Source organism: Lactococcus sp. dk101 (assembly GCF_009601055.1).
In the GTDB taxonomy this organism is placed as follows: domain Bacteria; phylum Bacillota; class Bacilli; order Lactobacillales; family Streptococcaceae; genus Lactococcus.
This window is the reverse complement of record NZ_WITI01000002.1, coordinates 277,810-293,749: the sequence shown is the minus strand read 5'-3', so window position 1 is coordinate 293,749 and position 15,940 is coordinate 277,810. Positions and strand designations below refer to the sequence as shown.

Genomic DNA, 15,940 nt, shown 5'->3' with positions numbered 1-15,940 from the left:
TTTTATTATTCAACGGTTGCAAGTTGCATGATTTTTTCTTGGCTTGCTTCTTCTTTGTCAAGAATTCCTGTGATTTTCCCTTCATGCATGACGGCAATTCGGTCTGAAACACCAAGCACTTCAGGCAAATCTGAGGACACCATGATGATGGGAACGCCACGTTCTGCTAACTCATTCATAAGTTGGTAGATTTCGCGCTTGGCACCGACGTCAACCCCACGCGTTGGCTCATCTAAAATCAAAACTTTTGGTGCAATGCCAATCCATTTGGCAAGGACGATTTTTTGCTGATTTCCGCCTGACAAATCGCCAACGATTTGTTCTTCATCAGTTGATTTGACTTTCAAACGCTCTGACAGTTGTTTGACAAAATCCGTAGCCACCTTATCGTCAAAAAGTCCTTTATGAATGAAATCTTTGGTTGAAGGCAGGGTAATATTATCTTTGATTGAAAAATCAAGCACCAGACCTTCTTCTTTCCGGTCTTCTGTCAAAAAGCCAATCCCTTGTACAATCGCATCTGACGGACTTTTGATTTTTAAGGCTTTTCCATTGACTTTGATTGTTCCAGACTGCAACTTATCCAATCCAAAGATGGCACGCATGACTTCTGTCCGTCCTGCCCCCATCAATCCAGCAAAACCAAGAATTTCGCCCGACCGCACCTCAAATGAGATGTCTTTAAAACGAGCGCCCGATAAATGTTCAGCTTTAAAGACGACCTCACGAATAGTGGCTGTCTTTTCTGGATAATAATCCGTGATTTCACGCCCCACCATTTTCTTGACCAATTCATCTACATTAGTTTCCTGAGTGGGCTTTGTATCAATGACCAAACCGTCACGCATGACCGTGATACAATCGGTTATCTTGAAGATTTCTTCCATGCGGTGCGAAATATAAACAATCCCAACACCACGTGCTTTCAGTCCATCAATCACTTTGAATAAGCCTTCAACTTCATGTTCTGTCAGTGCTGCCGTAGGTTCGTCCATGATCAAGATTTTAATGTCAGACAAGAAACTCTTCGCAATTTCGACCATTTGTTGCTGACCAACAGACAGACTGCCGATTTCTTCATCTAGCGGCATACTAACGCCCAACTGACGAAAAGCGTCTTCTGCTTTTTCTTTCATGGCTTTGTTATCCAGCAAGCCAAATTTCGTTTTAATTTCGCGCCCCAAAAATAGATTTTCGAGAACGGTCATGTCTTTCCAGGTGTTCATTTCTTGGTGAATGAAGCTGATGCCGAACTGCTCGGCTTCTTGTGGATTACCAAATGTTTTTTTATGCCCATCGATGATAATATCACCGCCAGACACCGTGTACAGTCCTGTCAAAAGGTTCATCAGCGTCGATTTTCCCGCACCATTTTCGCCCATTAACGCATGAACTTGACCCGATTGAATATCAATGTCAATGCCTTCAAGGACTTTATTGGAACCAAATGATTTCGAGATGTTTCGCATTTCAATTTTCATTTATAAGGTCACCCCCGATTGTAAAATTATATTCGAATAAGGTGTATCTTCACCCGTACGTACGACCGCTTTAACAGTAGTGTTCATTGCTTTCAAGGCTTCGTGTGTCAGATAGACAATTTCGACTTGTGGGCCTAATTTGTCCAAAATGGCTTTAAGTTGGTCTGGATTTTCGCTCTTGATTTCCTCAGCCAAAAAGACTTTTTCGACCAAGACATTTTCAAGATAAACATCTAAAATGTCCTGAAAAGTAGGCAATCCGTGCTTGACAGCAAGGTCAATTTTTTTGATGCCTTTTGGTACAGGAAGTCCCAAATCACCGATGCAGACCTGATCCGTGTGACCAAGATCATCGACAACTTTGGCTAATTCACTATTTAAGATTCCATGTTTTTTCATATTTTTCATGCTCCTTTATTTCAGCTAATGTTGGCATGCCCCCTTGAGCGCCAAATTTTTGAACAGACAAATGCGAGGCAATCACCGCAAATTGACTGGCTGCCTTGATGTCCAAGCCTGCCGTGATGGCATAAGCAAATGCACCGTTGAAAGTATCGCCAGCACCTGTCGTATCCGCCACTTTGGCAGGAATTGCAGGGACTAACACCACTTCAGAGCCATTGTGGAAGGTAACGCCTTTAACGCCCAATGTGACAAGCAATTTGTTGGGATATTTTGCCAAAAGTTCATCCAACTGATCCGTTTTGAAAAGCTCCTCACATTCATGTTCATTTGGTGTGATAAAATCAACAAAATCTAGCATTTCCAAATCTGTCACGCGTGCAGGGGCAGGATTATACAAGACTTTCACGCCATGACTTTGGGCAAATTTTGCAACAGCCAAGTTGGTTTCATGCGGAATTTCATTTTGCAAGACCACCATGTCGCTGTCAGCAATCAGATGCCATTCGTCAGTAAAGCTGTCAGCACTGACAGACTGGTTGGCACCGGGGATAATGATAATTCTGTTATCATCATCATACAATGTGATTTGGGCAATGCCTGTTGTTTGTGAGACCGTTCCCAGTTTATTCACTAAAACAGCATTTTTAGTGAAATTTTCTAGGATTTCACTCCCAAAACTATCTTGTCCGACTGCACCAATCATCTGAACACTTTTCGGTGCTAGACGGGCAATGGCAACGGCTTGATTGGCCCCTTTTCCGCCAGGCACCATGGCAAATGCCCTCCCGAAAACAGTTTCTCCCGCTTCTGGGACACGATTGGTCGAGGTAACAAGGTCCATTGAAATGGATCCGACAACTGTAATTTTACTCATATTGACTCACTTTCTTTCACTTTCTTTCACTTTCTTATGGTTTCACGTTCGATATAAGAGACAGGAAGCTCGATCTTCTTCTCGGAAATCGTCTGCCCCGTATCCATTTTATAAATCAGCTTGGCCGCCTCAGCCCCCATCTCATATGCCGACTGATGAATGGTGGACAAGGCAGGATAAGCAAATTGACTCAAGATAATGTCATCATAACCAATGACTTGGACTTCCTCAGGTACTTTGATGCCACGGTTGAGCAATTCTCGTAGATAAGCAACGCCATGAATATCTGATGGCGTAATGATACTATCCACCTCAGGAAAGACATCCAACACGGTCTGCGCTTCTTTTTGAATGGCTTCAAATTGATAAGACTGACTGTAAAATTTTCGAAAATTGACTTTGTGTGCGGATAAACTTTCGCAAGAGGCCTTAAAACGACTGTTAATGTTTTCCGAAGTCGTTGGCCCACTGATCACCGCAACATTTTGTGTTCCAGCCTTCACGACCACTTCAGCAGCCATTCGTCCACCTGCTTCATTGTCAGAAAAGACACCAAAATCCGTATGATGTCCAACCCTGTCAACGATGACACGCGGTAAATCAAGCTCTGGAAAACGCTCCGTAAAATCATGTACCGAAATCACACCCGCCGCATTGAGCTGGACAAGCACTTTCAGATATTCCTCCTCAAGTTCAGCATTTTCACCCACATTTCCCAGCATGACTCGATAACCTTTTTCCTGCAAGAAAACTTCGGCACCTTTGGCCAAGCGAGGAAAGAAGGGATTGGAAATATCAGGCAGGAGAAGGCCGACCAACTGGCTGCGTTTGGTTTTCAAAGACCTGGCTGACAAATTGGGAACAAAATTCAACTTTTCAATGGCCGCTTTGATTTTTTCTTGGGCATCTTGCCCCACATAACCATTTCCAGCAATGTAGCGCGACACCGTTGATTTAGACACGCCAGCTTCCAGCGCCACTTGTTTTATGGTAACCATTTTGCTCCTTTCTCTGCATTTCTTGTTTGTGGGAACGTTCTCATTGTTAATTTAATCATATTGTACACGTTTTCATTTTCTTTGTCAAGTCTTTTATACAACTTTTTTACAAAAAAATGTTGTCAGCACTGACAACACTTCAATTTCTTTAGAATGATGTTAGATTAAACCAACACGCTCAAAGATTTCATCGACACGTTTCAAGTGATAAGTATAATCAAATGCACGTTCAATATCTTCAAGACTCAAAACTGCACGAATGCGTTCATTCTTTTCGACTAATGGACGGAACATGATTTGTTCATCCCAAGACTGTGCTGTTAAAGGTTGAACCAAATCATAAGCTTCCTCACGTGCCATACCTTTTTCAATCAACATCAGCATGACATGTTGACTATAAATCAAGCCAAAAGTCGCATCCATATTTCGCTTCATATTTTCAGGGAAAACCGTCAAATTTTGAACAATTCGACCAAAACGATTGAGCTGATAATCAAGTAATTCAGTGGTATCTGGTGCGATAATGCGTTCCGCTGAGCTATGAGAAATATCACGTTCATGCCACAAAGCCACATCTTCCATTGCCGTCAATGCATGGCCACGAATGACACGAGAAATTCCCGTAATATTTTCTGAACCAATCGGATTACGTTTGTGTGGCATTGCTGATGAGCCTTTTTGCCCTTTAACAAAGAATTCTTCTACTTCACGTTGTTCCGATTTCTGTAACCCACGAATTTCAGTTGCCATACGTTCAATCGATGTCGCAATCAAAGCCATGCTGTTAAAATATTCCGCATGCAAATCACGAGGTAAAATTTGTGTTGAAATTTCCTGCGCACGAATGCCCAATTTATCACAAACATAGGCTTCAACAAATGGAGGAATATTGGCAAAAGTACCTACTGCACCTGAAATTTTACCAGCTTCAACAGCCTTGGCTGCATGCTCAAAGCGCTCAATATTCCGCTTCATTTCAGAATACCAAGTCGCCAACTTCAAGCCAAATGTCGTTGGTTCCGCATGAACACCGTGTGTCCGCCCCATCATGATGGTATATTTATGCTCAATCGCCTTCTTTTTGATAATTTCTGCAAAATTAACCAAATCCTGACGTAAAATATCGTTGGCTTGCTTATAAAGATAACCATAGGCCGTATCTACCACATCTGTCGAAGTCAAACCATAATGCACCCATTTGCGCTCCAGACCAAGACTTTCAGATACTGCACGTGTAAAAGCCACCACGTCATGACGCGTTTCTTTTTCAATTTCAAGAATTCGTTCAACATCAAAAGATGCGTTTTCACGGATTTTTTGAACATCTTCTGCTGGAATTTCTCCCAATTCAGCCCAAGCCTCATCCGCCAAAATCTCAACTTCTAACCAAGCTTTGAATTTATTTTCTTCTGTCCAAATCGTGGCCATTTCAGGACGTGAATAACGATTGATTACCATTTTACTCTCCAAATCTGTCTTTTTAACTCAATTATACCATGTTTTAGTCCCCAATTATTCGGAAATATGCTGTTCATCACACACAACCTTTTCTTTAATTCGGAAATAACGAACAATTACTTTTCCTCAAATAAATCTAAAAAACGAACCATATCAGAAATCACAATTTGTCCCGGAGCGCTCGCCTCGCCAACATAAGAAAATGTCCAACATGACCCCGTAATCGATCCAGAAATGCGACTAATCATTCCCAAATCTCCCATCCCCATGGTCACAAAATGCGGTCCATATTCCAAAGTCATATCGCGCGTGATTTGCAACAAATCAATCACATCGCATTCCCGTTGAGGCATGACTGCCGCCTTGACAAATGCCGTATTTTCCTTGTCCATCTGGATCAATCGCCCCGTCAAATCTTCTGGCATTTCTTTAAAATTATGATAAGAAAGCACGATTTGCGCTCTATATTTATCCATCGCTTTTATCGCTTCAGGATAAGAAAAATACTCGATGTCAACATAATCTGGCTTAAAGACCATGATGTCTTTAAGCAGGCTCACATAAGCCGCTTTTGAAAGCTCAAGCGCTCCTCCCTCTTTTGCAGTTCGTACCGTAAAGAGAATTTTAAAGGACTTAAAACGTTCAAAAAAAACAGCAGCGGCTTCTAAAATCTGCCCTAATGGCAAAAAATCCGCCCGCCATTCAATAATATCGGCATCCTGATACAAATCCAAATCAAGATTTTTAATCTCATCAATCGTTCTGGGTAGGACTGGAATTACAATTTTTGTTTGTCTCATTCCGTCTCCTCTCACTTTTTTCTAATCTTTTATTATTTTACCATAGTTTTTACAGCCTCACAATTAAAATCCAAAAAGAAAAAGCACCCAAAAGTGCTTATTAGTACTATTAAACAGTCAAGTTGTAAGCTTTGATTGCTTCTTCAAGTGCATCTTCAAAAGTCCGAACCACTGCAACTTCTTTACCAGAAGCGACTACAACAAAGGTTCCAAATTCTTCTTTAATTTCAGCAATAACTTTTTTACCGACTTTGATTTCAGCACCGGTTTCAGTGTCAACAATTTCAATTTCTGTATCTTTTTTCTTAGACATTTTTAATTTCTCCTACTCTTTTGTGTTTGGCCAAATCAAATAAAGCCTCGCCGAATATTTTCTTTACAAAGCAAAACATTCAAAAAAACACGCTACTGTATTATAGCATTTTATACCGATTTTTTGAAGTTTCATTATTTATGATAGGAACTAAAAATGATGACATCATAAGAAATAATTTTAATCCCGCTCAAACAGATCCCGTGTATAGACCTTTGATTTGACATCGTTGAGTTCAGCAGTATAGCGATTAGAAACAATGACACCAGACATGGCTTTAAACTCCGACAAATCCTTGATGACACGTGAGTGAAAGAATTCGTCCGCTTCAAGCGTTGGTTCATAAACAACCACTTCAACGCCTTTGGCTTTAATCCGTTTCATGATTCCTTGAATGGCTGACGCTCTGAAATTATCCGAATTTGACTTCATGGTCAACCGATAAATCCCAACTCTTTTTGGTTTTTTAGCCAAAATCATGTTGGCAATATGATCCTTACGGGTCGTATTGGCTGATACAATGGCTTCAATCAAGTTTTCAGGCACATCTTGATAGTTGGCAAGCAACTGTTTGGTATCCTTAGGCAGACAATAGCCGCCATAACCAAAGGACGGATTATTATAATGCGTTCCAATTCGTGGGTCTAAGCCAACCCCGTCAATGATTTGTTTGGTGTTCAAACCACGGACTTCCGCGTAAGTGTCCAACTCGTTAAAATACGCCACTCGCAAGGCCAAATAAGTGTTTGAAAACAACTTAATGGCTTCTGCTTCAGTCGGATCGGTAAAGAGAACCGGAATATCTTCCTTCATCGCCCCTTCAAGCAAAAGATTGGCAAAAGCTTGTCCACGTTCTGATTATTCCCCAACAACGATTCGTGAAGGATACAAATTGTCATAAAGGGCACGCCCTTCACGCAAGAACTCCGGTGAAAAGATGATATTATCCACGCCAAATTTCTCACGCATGTTTTCGACAAAGCCAACAGGAATTGTGGATTTAATCACGATAAGCGCCTGCGGACTCAATTCCAAAACCGACGCAATGTTTTCCTCAACCGAATCCGTGTTGAAATAATTCTTCACATCATCATAATTGGTCGGTGTCGCCACAATGACAAAATCACTGTCTTTAAAAGCCACATTTTTATCCGTCGTTGCCAACAAATTCAAATCCTTTGTGGCAAGAAATGACTCGATTTCATTGTCCACAATCGGTGATTGCTTGGCATTGATCAAGTCCACTTTCGACTCAATAATGTCCAAAGCAACCACTTCATGATGTTGTGCCAAAAGCACTGAAATTGACAAGCCAACATAGCCTGTCCCCGCTACTGCAATTTTCATTTTACTCTCCAAACTCCTTTTTCACTGCTTTTAAAGCCGCATTAAAAACTTGGTCCATGTCGTAATACTGATAATTTCCCAATCGTCCACCAAAAATCACTTGCTTCAAAGCATTGGCTTCTCGCCGATAAGCCTTGAATAAGTCCGAATTTTTTTCGTCATTGACTGGATAATAGGCTTCTTTCGTTCGATCCCAATCTTGTGGATATTCCTTGGTCAAGATTGATTTTCCAGCATCAGCTTTTTGATCAAAGTGACGCCATTCCATCACACGCGTGAAAGGCGTTTCCGCATCTGTATAATTAATGACGGCATTACCTTGTACATTATCTGAGTCAAACATTTCTGACTCAAAACGGACTGAACGATACTCGAGTTCGCCATATTTATAATCAAAGAAGGCATCAATCATTCCCGTATAAACCACTTTCGGAAATTCATCAAGATAGGTTTCCTTGTCCGCAAGAAAGTCAACGCCACACGCCACATCAATCAAATCAGACGCTAACAGCTTCTCAAAAATGACCGTGTAGCCATCCACTGGCACACCTTGATAACGATGGTTGAAGTAATTATTATCAAAGGTATAACGGACGGGAAGACGACGGATGATGAAAGAAGGCAACTCCGTTGCTTTACGCCCCCATTGCTTCTCCGTATAGCCTTTGATGAGTTTTTCATAAATGTCTGTCCCAATCAAAGAAATGGCTTGTTCTTCCAAGTTTTTGGGTGTTCCACTAATGCCTGCGGCTTCTTTTTGTTGGGCAATCTTTTGAGCAGCTTCCTCAGGCGTTTTGACTCCCCACATTTGATAAAAGGTATTCATGTTAAAAGGCAAATTATAAAGTTGTCCCTTATAGTTGGCAACAACTTGATTGATGTAGCCATTGAATGTCGTAAACTGGTTGATATAATCCCAAATTTCCTTGTTATCCGTATGAAAGATATGAGCGCCATATTGGTGAACATTGATGCCCGCTTCTTTTTTGGTAAACATTTTGCCACCAATATGATCCCGCTTCTCAACGATGAGTGAACGCTTGCCCCGCTTAGCAGCCTCATAAGCAAAAATCGAACCATAAGGTCCTGCGCCGACAATCAGATAATCATATTTTTTTGTGTTGTATTTCATTGGTCTTCTTCCTTTATTCCAAATTCTTTATTTAAAAGCTCGCTGATTTGAGCTAAATCATACTTTTGAGTTTTTATTTTCCTAAATTCGCCTGCAATTCTTAAAAGTTCAAAAGAAAATGAGGAGAGCTTAATTTTAGCAAGCGGACTCAACTTTGTGTTCTCAGTTTGATTTTCAAAAATTTCGCTTAACTTTTCAAAACGGCTTGATAACAAAAGTGCATTTTTTTCAACATCGCTAGGGTTTGAAGCCAAATCCTGAAGTCTTTTTTCTAACTTGTCTAAGAACTCTAAAAACAAGCGATTTGAAAAGCGTTTTTTTCTAAGTGGTTAAATAAATCATTAAAATCATCAATGGACTGATCAATCGAACTTTTCTCCTGTATTTTACTCCTGTCACTTTTATCCTTAAACAAGATCTGCCTTGTCATTTGCCAAAGATTTGAATTGAAAATGATATTCATGCCAACATAAGTTAACCCACCTAGTCCAACCTGAAGCAAGAGCTGTACAGCCGTCATTTTAAAGCTTTGGTTCATCCAAAACACCAATGCAAACATGACTAAACCAGATAAAAAGTATTTCCAAACACCTGAAAATAAATCTTTAAAACTAAATTCATCCCGAATGTGCCAATATTGATAAACTGTCACACTAAACTCCGCAATAACAGTCGCAATAACTGCCCCAATCACACCAAAAAATGGAATCAAGGCAAAGTTAATCAAAATATTGACTACTGCACCAAAAGAAACTGAAAAGGTAAAAACTTTCATGCGATTGAGAGGAACCAAGTACTGCCCTCCAAAAACACCGCTCCAAGAAATAAACAAAATAATGGGCGCTTCTAACATCATGATGATCCCTACTTCCGAAAAAGCAGGACCAAAGAAAAATGGGGCAAATTTTAAAGCAATGCCACAGATTCCAAAAAACAAGGCAAAAGAAATCCCGCTTGCAATATCGAAGGTTTTCATGATTGATTGCTTAATCCCTGAAACATCTCCTTGTGCATGCATATTGGCAATTCGTGGTAACATGACCGTTCCTATTGTCCCAACAAGTGAAAGTGCCATTTTGATGATGGTATCTGACTGATTGAAAAATCCTGCATGAGTGACCGAGTCAAAAATACCGAGCATGGTCTTATTGGCAACCAAATAAATCGAGGTTGCAATCGTTGGTATAAAAAGAATGAGCGTATATTTCAAATGCTGGCGTAACTTCAAATTTTTAAAACGCGGTGGATTGATTTCTTTGATTAAGTATGGCCAAAGCGACAAACTCCCTATCAAGTTTCCAAGACTCATGATAGCGACATAGACGACTAAATCAGAAGCCTGCCTGACAAAAATAAAGATACAAATCACAGTCACAATTTTGAAAAAGAAATTTCGCATGACAGGAATTTTGAACTTTTCCATTCCCATAAAATACCAAGAAATATCAAATAGCTGAGCCAATATTAAAGGAATTTGCCATAGATAAATATTCTGATGCTGAGAAGTCGTTAGAACAAAAATGATAAAAACACACAAAGAAATTCCCGCAGTTATCCAACTCAAAAAGTTGATTCCCCAGAAAATGTCACTTCGTGCTTTTTTATCATTTTGATGATAAGCTATCTCTCGATTTCCATAAGTTGAAGTTCCTAGGACAGCAAATATTATAAAATACAGAACGATGGAATTTGTAAAGGCGTTAATGCCAACTCCCTTAGCCCCCAAAACCCGTGAAATATATGGTGCAGTAACCAATGGTAAAATAATCAAAAGAAGTTGATAAGAACTATTTAAAAGGTAATTCTTTAAAAATTTCATCATAATCTCCCCTCTTTATTGACTTATAAATATTTAATTACCCGTGCTGGATTACCAGCTACAACGCACTTTTCAGGAACATTTTTAGTGACAATCGCTCCTGCTCCAATAATGCTTGAATAGCCTATCACAATATTAGGTAGAATGACGGCATTACTCCCAATCCACACATTATCTTCTATCGTGACCGGCCCTTTTGATTGAAGTTTTCTTTCTGAAGGTGCAATGTCACTTTCTTCTGCACTCACACTTCCGTGACTATTGTCACTAATGAGTACATTTCTCCCAATCAGGACATTATTTCCGATAGAGATACTGTTAATTGCTGTAAGGTATAAATCAGAATTGATTTTTACCCTATCCCCAATTACGATTTTAGGTGAAAATTGATCATTCTCATAGCTCTTCCAAGCAGCGATTGTACTTCTAGGACCACAGTGAAAGTCAGAGCCAATTTTTATATTTTCCCCTCCAATAATATTAATATCAATCGAAATATCATCATTTTCACCAAGTGATTGAAACTCTGGCTTTTTGTTTCTTTTCTTCAAAAAACTAAACATTTTAATTGGCCTTTCTCTATGCTTGCAGACGATGAGTCAAGGCGTTTTTATACCTTTGTATTCCGAGTTCAGAAAATATCATATCTACTTCTATAAAATTGATATGATTGATTTCAATCCAAACATCCAATAATTTTTCTGCTAAAAACCCAAACGCTCTTGAACGAGGACCAACTAACTCGTCAGTAGGAATTATTTCTTCAAGCTCAGAAAGCAAGGGAAAAATAAAACTTTAATAGCTTTCGAATGCCGTCTTATTCATAATAAACGTATTTCTCATATGCCCACTTTTTCTAGCCATTACAAGATTATAGGCTTCAAGAAATTCTGGGTGTTTTTGAATGATAATATTTCTCAACGTTTCAACATCATTATGTTTTACTGCATTAACATAATGCCCCTCATTTGTTTTATCCTTGTCATTAATCAGTTCTGGTTTTGGAATAATTACATCATAAGTTTTAAGAAGTCCTTCAGTCATTTTTTTGTCGAGTAGTTTTCCCTTATACTTTAAAAATCTACGGTAGTGACAAAAACCATAATTATCTAAATCAAGGTTTTTCCACGCCCAATAAATAGCCGTCATTTCATTATAATTCGCATTTTTTTCGGCGATATTCGCTCCGACAGAGTCTCTATAGTCTTGACTTGAGGCTAAAGAAGATTGATTAGGACCAACAAATATTTTTTTATACTCGTTCTTAAAAAGTGGCTTGTGTGTTTTTTTATGACCCACAATTAGAATTTCAGTTTTCATTCTGCCCCTTTCATTAGATGTTTTACCTTATTATTAACTCTTTTCATTCCTAATTCACTAAAAATCATTTCTGCTTCAACGAAGTTAGCTTGATTATTTTCAATCCAAACATCTAAAAGCTTTTCTGATAGAAAGCCAAACATTCTGGTACGTTGACCAGTTATTTCAGATTTTGGAACAATCTCTTCTAATTCAAAAAGTAAAGTAAAAATGAAGCTGCAATAGCTATCAAAGGCTTGATTGGTCATAATAAATGTATTACGCATATGACCATTTCCACTTTGTTCACTCATCACATGATTAAATGCGTTTAACCATTCTGGATGATTTTTAGTGATTATTCCCCTTAATAAATCAACATCATTATATTTCACCGTTTCAAGATAAATTTCCTCGTAAGTTCTTATCCCATCACCATATTTTTCAACTTTTGGAACAATAACATCATAAGTTTGAAGAAGGCGGTCAATCGTTTTTTTGTCCAGTAATTTTCCGTCATACTTTAAAAATCTTCGGTAGTGACAAAAACCATAATTATCTAAATCAAGGTTTTTCCACGCCCAATAAATGGCCGTCATTTCATTATAATTCGCATTTTTTTCAGCGATATTATCTCCACTTGAGTCTCTATAATCTTGACCTGATGCTAAGTTTGCTTGATTTGGACCAACAAATATTTTTTTGTACTCATTTTTAAATAGTGGTTTATGGAATTTTTTATGCCCAACCACTAAAATTTCAGTTTTCATTTTCTACCTCTTCTTTTACTGCTTTTACAATCTCATCAAATTGATTGCTGGTGTCATAAAAACTTTGGTCAATCGTATTTGCTTTCAAGCTTCCTGATTCAAAAAGTTTGATTGCTTCATCAATCGCATTTGCTAATTTTTCAAATGTCAAAGCTTCAAGTGAAATCATATAGTTGGAAAAATGACTCAAGTCTTTATCAACAAATTGATTGGTGATTGTAATGATGTCTGCTGCTGCCATCTCTAAAGGTGGATAGCTTGGATGAGGTGAACTCATCAAAGAAATCCCTATCGCCGTTTCGTTTAATACTTGAGCATAAGCTTCTAAAGACATTTTCCCGAGTGTTTTGAGTTCTCTTCCGTCTGCCAGTATTACTTTTTTATCCAAAGGACTTCCGATGGAAATGAATTCCCATTCTTTTGCTAATGTTGGATGCTTTTTCATAAATAAATTGATCCCTTCAATAACTAATGGGAAGCAATTTCGTGCTGTTTCAGGTCTGCCATAAAAGATAATTTGTTTTTTTCTGGTATCAGTTTTACTTTTATCCAAAGCTACTTTAATTTCAGGAGTTAGTCGAGGTAAGAATACTTTTTCCTGACTAAAGGCATAGCCTAAGCGGTGCAAATAATGAGAAAGCTCAAGAGAATTGATGATGGCAAATGTATTGGCTGTGTGATAGGTAGATTCACAGAGCATATATTCATCTGACCAGTTTGAAAAACTAGGTTCAAAATCTTGAATCAAATAGTAAATCTTATTCTGTACGCCAAACTGCTCTTTTTGATAGTTTAGAATATCTGAGACACAATAGTGACTTGTCCAATAGGTCGTTAAAAACAAATCGTTTGCCCTAACATCTATTTTTCGTTCGTCATCATTTTTACCATAAAGCGAAGTAATCAGGTGTTCTGATGGGTATTCATTCTCAAGTAAATCAAAATCCCAATCCGGATATTGTTCCTTCAAAGCTTCTGACATGGGCTGTTGAATAATAATTCTCGCTTCGGCATCTAATTGTGATACCAAATAAAAATAAAGGTTAAGTGCAGTTTTAATCCCACCATACATTTTTGTTTTATCAATGTTTGGTATGATAAGATTAAATCGTATTTTTTGTGATTTTGTTTTTTCTTCATAAAAACTTAACTTTTTTATTTCATTAAATTTGTCTGGGTCATAAAAAAATTGATGTCGTTTTTGATAGGCTTTTATTTTATTTACTAAGTTCATGCTTACTCTTATTCACTTTTCCTTCATTTTGTCTAAAAATAATTGATCATCAAGCTCAACATTTTCTTTTAGTTTTCTTGTCTCACGATACATTCGTTCTGCGCGGCGTTTAACCTTGATGTCCTTATCAGAGCCATCCGCGGCGTTTGTGGAAGCTCCTTCTTTGTGCTGTATCTCAAGCTGTGGGAGATAAAGCTGCTTCATCTTTGTCTTTTGGCACACAAGTGCAAGAAAATCTTCTTCGCGATACAAAAACGTTTCTGGGAAAAAACCAATGTATTTTTTCAAGTAAAATTCAGTAAAATACAAAGATGCACCGTGTAAACACTCTTCTTCTAAATTGAGATAAGTTGGCTTGTCAATGGTTGATTCTTGAGGAATTTCTATTTCTTCAGGTACTTTTTTATTCAAAATTCTATTTTTTAATTTTCGAATCCAACGTGGGATTTTCATCTTCAAAACCAATTTTTTGAACATGTCGAGCGACGCATCTATTTTGGAGTCTGTAATAGCCGAGACAAGTGGGCTCTGATTATATCCCTCTTTATTGATGATTTTAGTTCCAATCAATGCACAAGACTTATCTATTTTGTAATTCATAAGTTGATCAAAATAATCATTTTGATTAAAATACGTATCTGCATTGATGACGAGCTGGTTATAAAGTTGATATTTTTCTTTTAAATATTTTATACCGACATTATTTCCACGTGCAAAACCTAGATTTTTGGCGGTTTTAATGACATCTACCTTTTTGTCACTCCTGTACTTTTCTTCCAGCTGCTGATAAGCGCCATTAGGTGATGCGTTATCTACAATCACTATTTGATAATTTTGTAAAGTTTGAATTTTAATGGTCTCTATACACTCAAAAACATCTTCGAAATTAAGATAATTTAAAATAACAATACCCAACTGAGCAGTAGGAGAGTTCGTGTCTCGCTTCATTTGATGCCTCTCACGTTATGATAGAGGTCTCTCAAAACAAAATAACTAATCATCTTAGCTTTTTGGATTTTGCTATCTTTATCGTTTAATTTTTTATAAATCATCAATTTGTCTTTTAAGCTTACTTTTCTTAAATTGAGAATGATAATTAAATAATAATCAAAAACTTTGCTAAATGTTTTTGGACTACAAAAATGATTGTTATCCTTCATTTTTTGAGTCACGCGTTGGAGTTCATTGATAAATGGTGCCTCAAAGATAGCTGGATCATAATCTCCAGATTGAATAAAGAAATCGCTGAAAATCTGCTGTTCTTCATCTGAGAGTCCTAGCGAATAATATTGTGAAACAGAACGCTGGATTTTTTCTAGAGTAATTCGTCTTCGCGATTTCCCTTTTACAAATATTTGTTGTCTTGAAACATTTTCTTCGTGTAGTCTGTATTTGACCAAAGGCTCCTTGATGTTAACAAGTGGTGCATATTTCGAGATCTGATAGAAAAAATCATAATCTTCACATACGATATATTCGGGATTATACTGTGTTTGATGCGCACGAACCATTGAAGCGTTAAGGAGGGTTGAAGAATTATTCATTGGTGTTTCAAACAGAAATGCACATTTAATTTCTTCAAAATCAGTAAAAAATTTTGTTTTTATAGTTCGCATACCGTCGCCAAAGCTTAAGGTGTTTGAACCAACAACGGCTATATCTGGGCGCGCTAACATCACATGCATCTGTTTTTCAATTCGGTCATGCTCAATGATGTCATCCGAGTCAACAAGTGCTAAATAATCTCCTGTAATTAACTCTAAAGTTCTACTTCTTGAGTAGGTTATGCCTCGATTTTTATCATTTTTGAATTGTTTAATTCTCGGATCTTTAAACTTCGCGATAATAGAAAGAGTATTATCAGTAGATCCGTCATCTAAAATGACAATCTCAAGGTTCTGATAGCTTTGATTTACGACACTTTCTAAACATTCTTCAATATAGGCTTCGCGATTATAAACTGGGATAAATATCGATACTAATGGCTCCTTATTCATTCGTTGCTCCTCT

The 15,940-nt window shown here is 37.9% G+C and carries 15 protein-coding genes and 2 pseudogenes; all 17 read right to left on the bottom strand.

Features of this window, described 5'->3' with window-relative positions; all coding sequences use genetic code 11:
* Positions 1-5 precede the first annotated feature (5 nt).
* Positions 6-1,481, bottom strand: coding sequence for a sugar ABC transporter ATP-binding protein (locus GHI45_RS03290; protein ID WP_147779067.1), 1,476 nt, complete (start codon positions 1,479-1,481; stop codon positions 6-8).
* A complete protein-coding gene (gene rbsD, locus GHI45_RS03285; protein WP_147779066.1) occupies positions 1,482-1,880 on the bottom strand; it encodes a D-ribose pyranase in 399 nt (132 codons plus the stop codon).
* Positions 1,855-2,760, bottom strand: a complete 906-nt coding sequence (rbsK, locus tag GHI45_RS03280; RefSeq protein WP_147779065.1) for a ribokinase — start codon at positions 2,758-2,760, stop codon at positions 1,855-1,857. Before rbsK ends, rbsD begins: the two co-directional genes overlap by 26 nt.
* A gap of 26 nt (positions 2,761-2,786) precedes the next feature.
* On the bottom strand, positions 2,787-3,809 hold the full coding sequence (locus tag GHI45_RS03275; protein ID WP_255514195.1) for a LacI family DNA-binding transcriptional regulator: 1,023 nt from the start codon (positions 3,807-3,809) through the stop codon (positions 2,787-2,789).
* Between the two features lie 108 nt (positions 3,810-3,917).
* Positions 3,918-5,216 (bottom strand): adenylosuccinate lyase, encoded by a 1,299-nt coding sequence (purB, locus tag GHI45_RS03270; RefSeq protein ID WP_147779063.1) that lies wholly within the window; start codon positions 5,214-5,216, stop codon positions 3,918-3,920.
* Positions 5,217-5,332: 116 nt separating this feature from the next.
* Positions 5,333-6,016, bottom strand: a complete 684-nt coding sequence (aroD, locus tag GHI45_RS03265) for a type I 3-dehydroquinate dehydratase (protein ID WP_147779062.1) — start codon at positions 6,014-6,016, stop codon at positions 5,333-5,335.
* A gap of 109 nt (positions 6,017-6,125) precedes the next feature.
* Positions 6,126-6,329 (bottom strand): DUF2969 family protein, encoded by a 204-nt coding sequence (locus GHI45_RS03260; protein ID WP_147779061.1) that lies wholly within the window; start codon positions 6,327-6,329, stop codon positions 6,126-6,128.
* Positions 6,330-6,509: 180 nt separating this feature from the next.
* Positions 6,510-7,676 (bottom strand): annotated as a pseudogene (locus tag GHI45_RS03255) (nucleotide sugar dehydrogenase).
* 1 nt (position 7,677) lies between these two features.
* Positions 7,678-8,808: a UDP-galactopyranose mutase gene (gene glf, locus GHI45_RS03250; RefSeq protein ID WP_147779060.1), complete on the bottom strand. Its 1,131-nt coding sequence runs from the start codon at positions 8,806-8,808 to the stop codon at positions 7,678-7,680.
* Entirely contained in the window at positions 8,805-9,107 is a 303-nt protein-coding gene (locus GHI45_RS03245; protein ID WP_147779059.1) for a hypothetical protein, read from the bottom strand. The genes glf and GHI45_RS03245 overlap by 4 nt, the downstream gene beginning before the upstream one ends.
* Positions 9,098-10,630 (bottom strand): flippase, encoded by a 1,533-nt coding sequence (locus GHI45_RS03240; RefSeq protein WP_228385999.1) that lies wholly within the window; start codon positions 10,628-10,630, stop codon positions 9,098-9,100. The genes GHI45_RS03245 and GHI45_RS03240 overlap by 10 nt, the downstream gene beginning before the upstream one ends.
* Before the next feature lie 20 nt (positions 10,631-10,650).
* Positions 10,651-11,190 carry a DapH/DapD/GlmU-related protein gene (locus GHI45_RS11540; protein ID WP_147779058.1) on the bottom strand — a complete coding sequence of 180 codons (540 nt, stop codon included), beginning with the start codon at positions 11,188-11,190 and terminating at the stop codon, positions 10,651-10,653.
* 16 nt (positions 11,191-11,206) lie between these two features.
* Positions 11,207-11,947: pseudogene (locus GHI45_RS03225) on the bottom strand (DUF4422 domain-containing protein).
* On the bottom strand, positions 11,944-12,696 hold the full coding sequence (locus tag GHI45_RS03220; protein WP_147779055.1) for a DUF4422 domain-containing protein: 753 nt from the start codon (positions 12,694-12,696) through the stop codon (positions 11,944-11,946). Before GHI45_RS03220 ends, GHI45_RS03225 begins: the two are co-directional and overlap by 4 nt.
* Positions 12,686-13,930: a hypothetical protein gene (locus tag GHI45_RS03215; protein ID WP_147779054.1), complete on the bottom strand. Its 1,245-nt coding sequence runs from the start codon at positions 13,928-13,930 to the stop codon at positions 12,686-12,688. Before GHI45_RS03215 ends, GHI45_RS03220 begins: the two co-directional genes overlap by 11 nt.
* 12 nt (positions 13,931-13,942) lie before the next feature.
* Entirely contained in the window at positions 13,943-14,878 is a 936-nt protein-coding gene (locus GHI45_RS03210; protein ID WP_147779053.1) for a glycosyltransferase family 2 protein, read from the bottom strand.
* A complete protein-coding gene (locus GHI45_RS03205) occupies positions 14,875-15,927 on the bottom strand; it encodes a glycosyltransferase family A protein (protein ID WP_147779052.1) in 1,053 nt (350 codons plus the stop codon). Before GHI45_RS03205 ends, GHI45_RS03210 begins: the two co-directional genes overlap by 4 nt.
* Between the last annotated feature and the right edge of the window lie 13 nt (positions 15,928-15,940).

Bases quoted from the DNA above. Each gene is read 5' to 3' on its own strand.
- GHI45_RS03290 (WP_147779067.1), bottom strand. From the start codon at position 1,481: ATGAAAATTGAAATGCGAAACATCTCGAAATCATTTGGTTCCAATAAA.
- rbsD (WP_147779066.1), bottom strand. From the start codon at position 1,880: ATGAAAAAACATGGAATCTTAAATAGTGAATTAGCCAAAGTTGTCGAT.
- rbsK (WP_147779065.1), bottom strand. From the start codon at position 2,760: ATGAGTAAAATTACAGTTGTCGGATCCATTTCAATGGACCTTGTTACC.
- purB (WP_147779063.1), bottom strand. From the start codon at position 5,216: ATGGTAATCAATCGTTATTCACGTCCTGAAATGGCCACGATTTGGACA.
- aroD (WP_147779062.1), bottom strand. From the start codon at position 6,016: ATGAGACAAACAAAAATTGTAATTCCAGTCCTACCCAGAACGATTGAT.
- GHI45_RS03260 (WP_147779061.1), bottom strand. From the start codon at position 6,329: ATGTCTAAGAAAAAAGATACAGAAATTGAAATTGTTGACACTGAAACC.
- glf (WP_147779060.1), bottom strand. From the start codon at position 8,808: ATGAAATACAACACAAAAAAATATGATTATCTGATTGTCGGCGCAGGA.
- GHI45_RS03240 (WP_228385999.1), bottom strand. From the start codon at position 10,630: ATGATGAAATTTTTAAAGAATTACCTTTTAAATAGTTCTTATCAACTT.
- GHI45_RS11540 (WP_147779058.1), bottom strand. From the start codon at position 11,190: ATGTTTAGTTTTTTGAAGAAAAGAAACAAAAAGCCAGAGTTTCAATCA.
- GHI45_RS03220 (WP_147779055.1), bottom strand. From the start codon at position 12,696: ATGAAAACTGAAATTTTAGTGGTTGGGCATAAAAAATTCCATAAACCA.
- GHI45_RS03215 (WP_147779054.1), bottom strand. From the start codon at position 13,930: ATGAACTTAGTAAATAAAATAAAAGCCTATCAAAAACGACATCAATTT.
- GHI45_RS03210 (WP_147779053.1), bottom strand. From the start codon at position 14,878: ATGAAGCGAGACACGAACTCTCCTACTGCTCAGTTGGGTATTGTTATT.
- GHI45_RS03205 (WP_147779052.1), bottom strand. From the start codon at position 15,927: ATGAATAAGGAGCCATTAGTATCGATATTTATCCCAGTTTATAATCGC.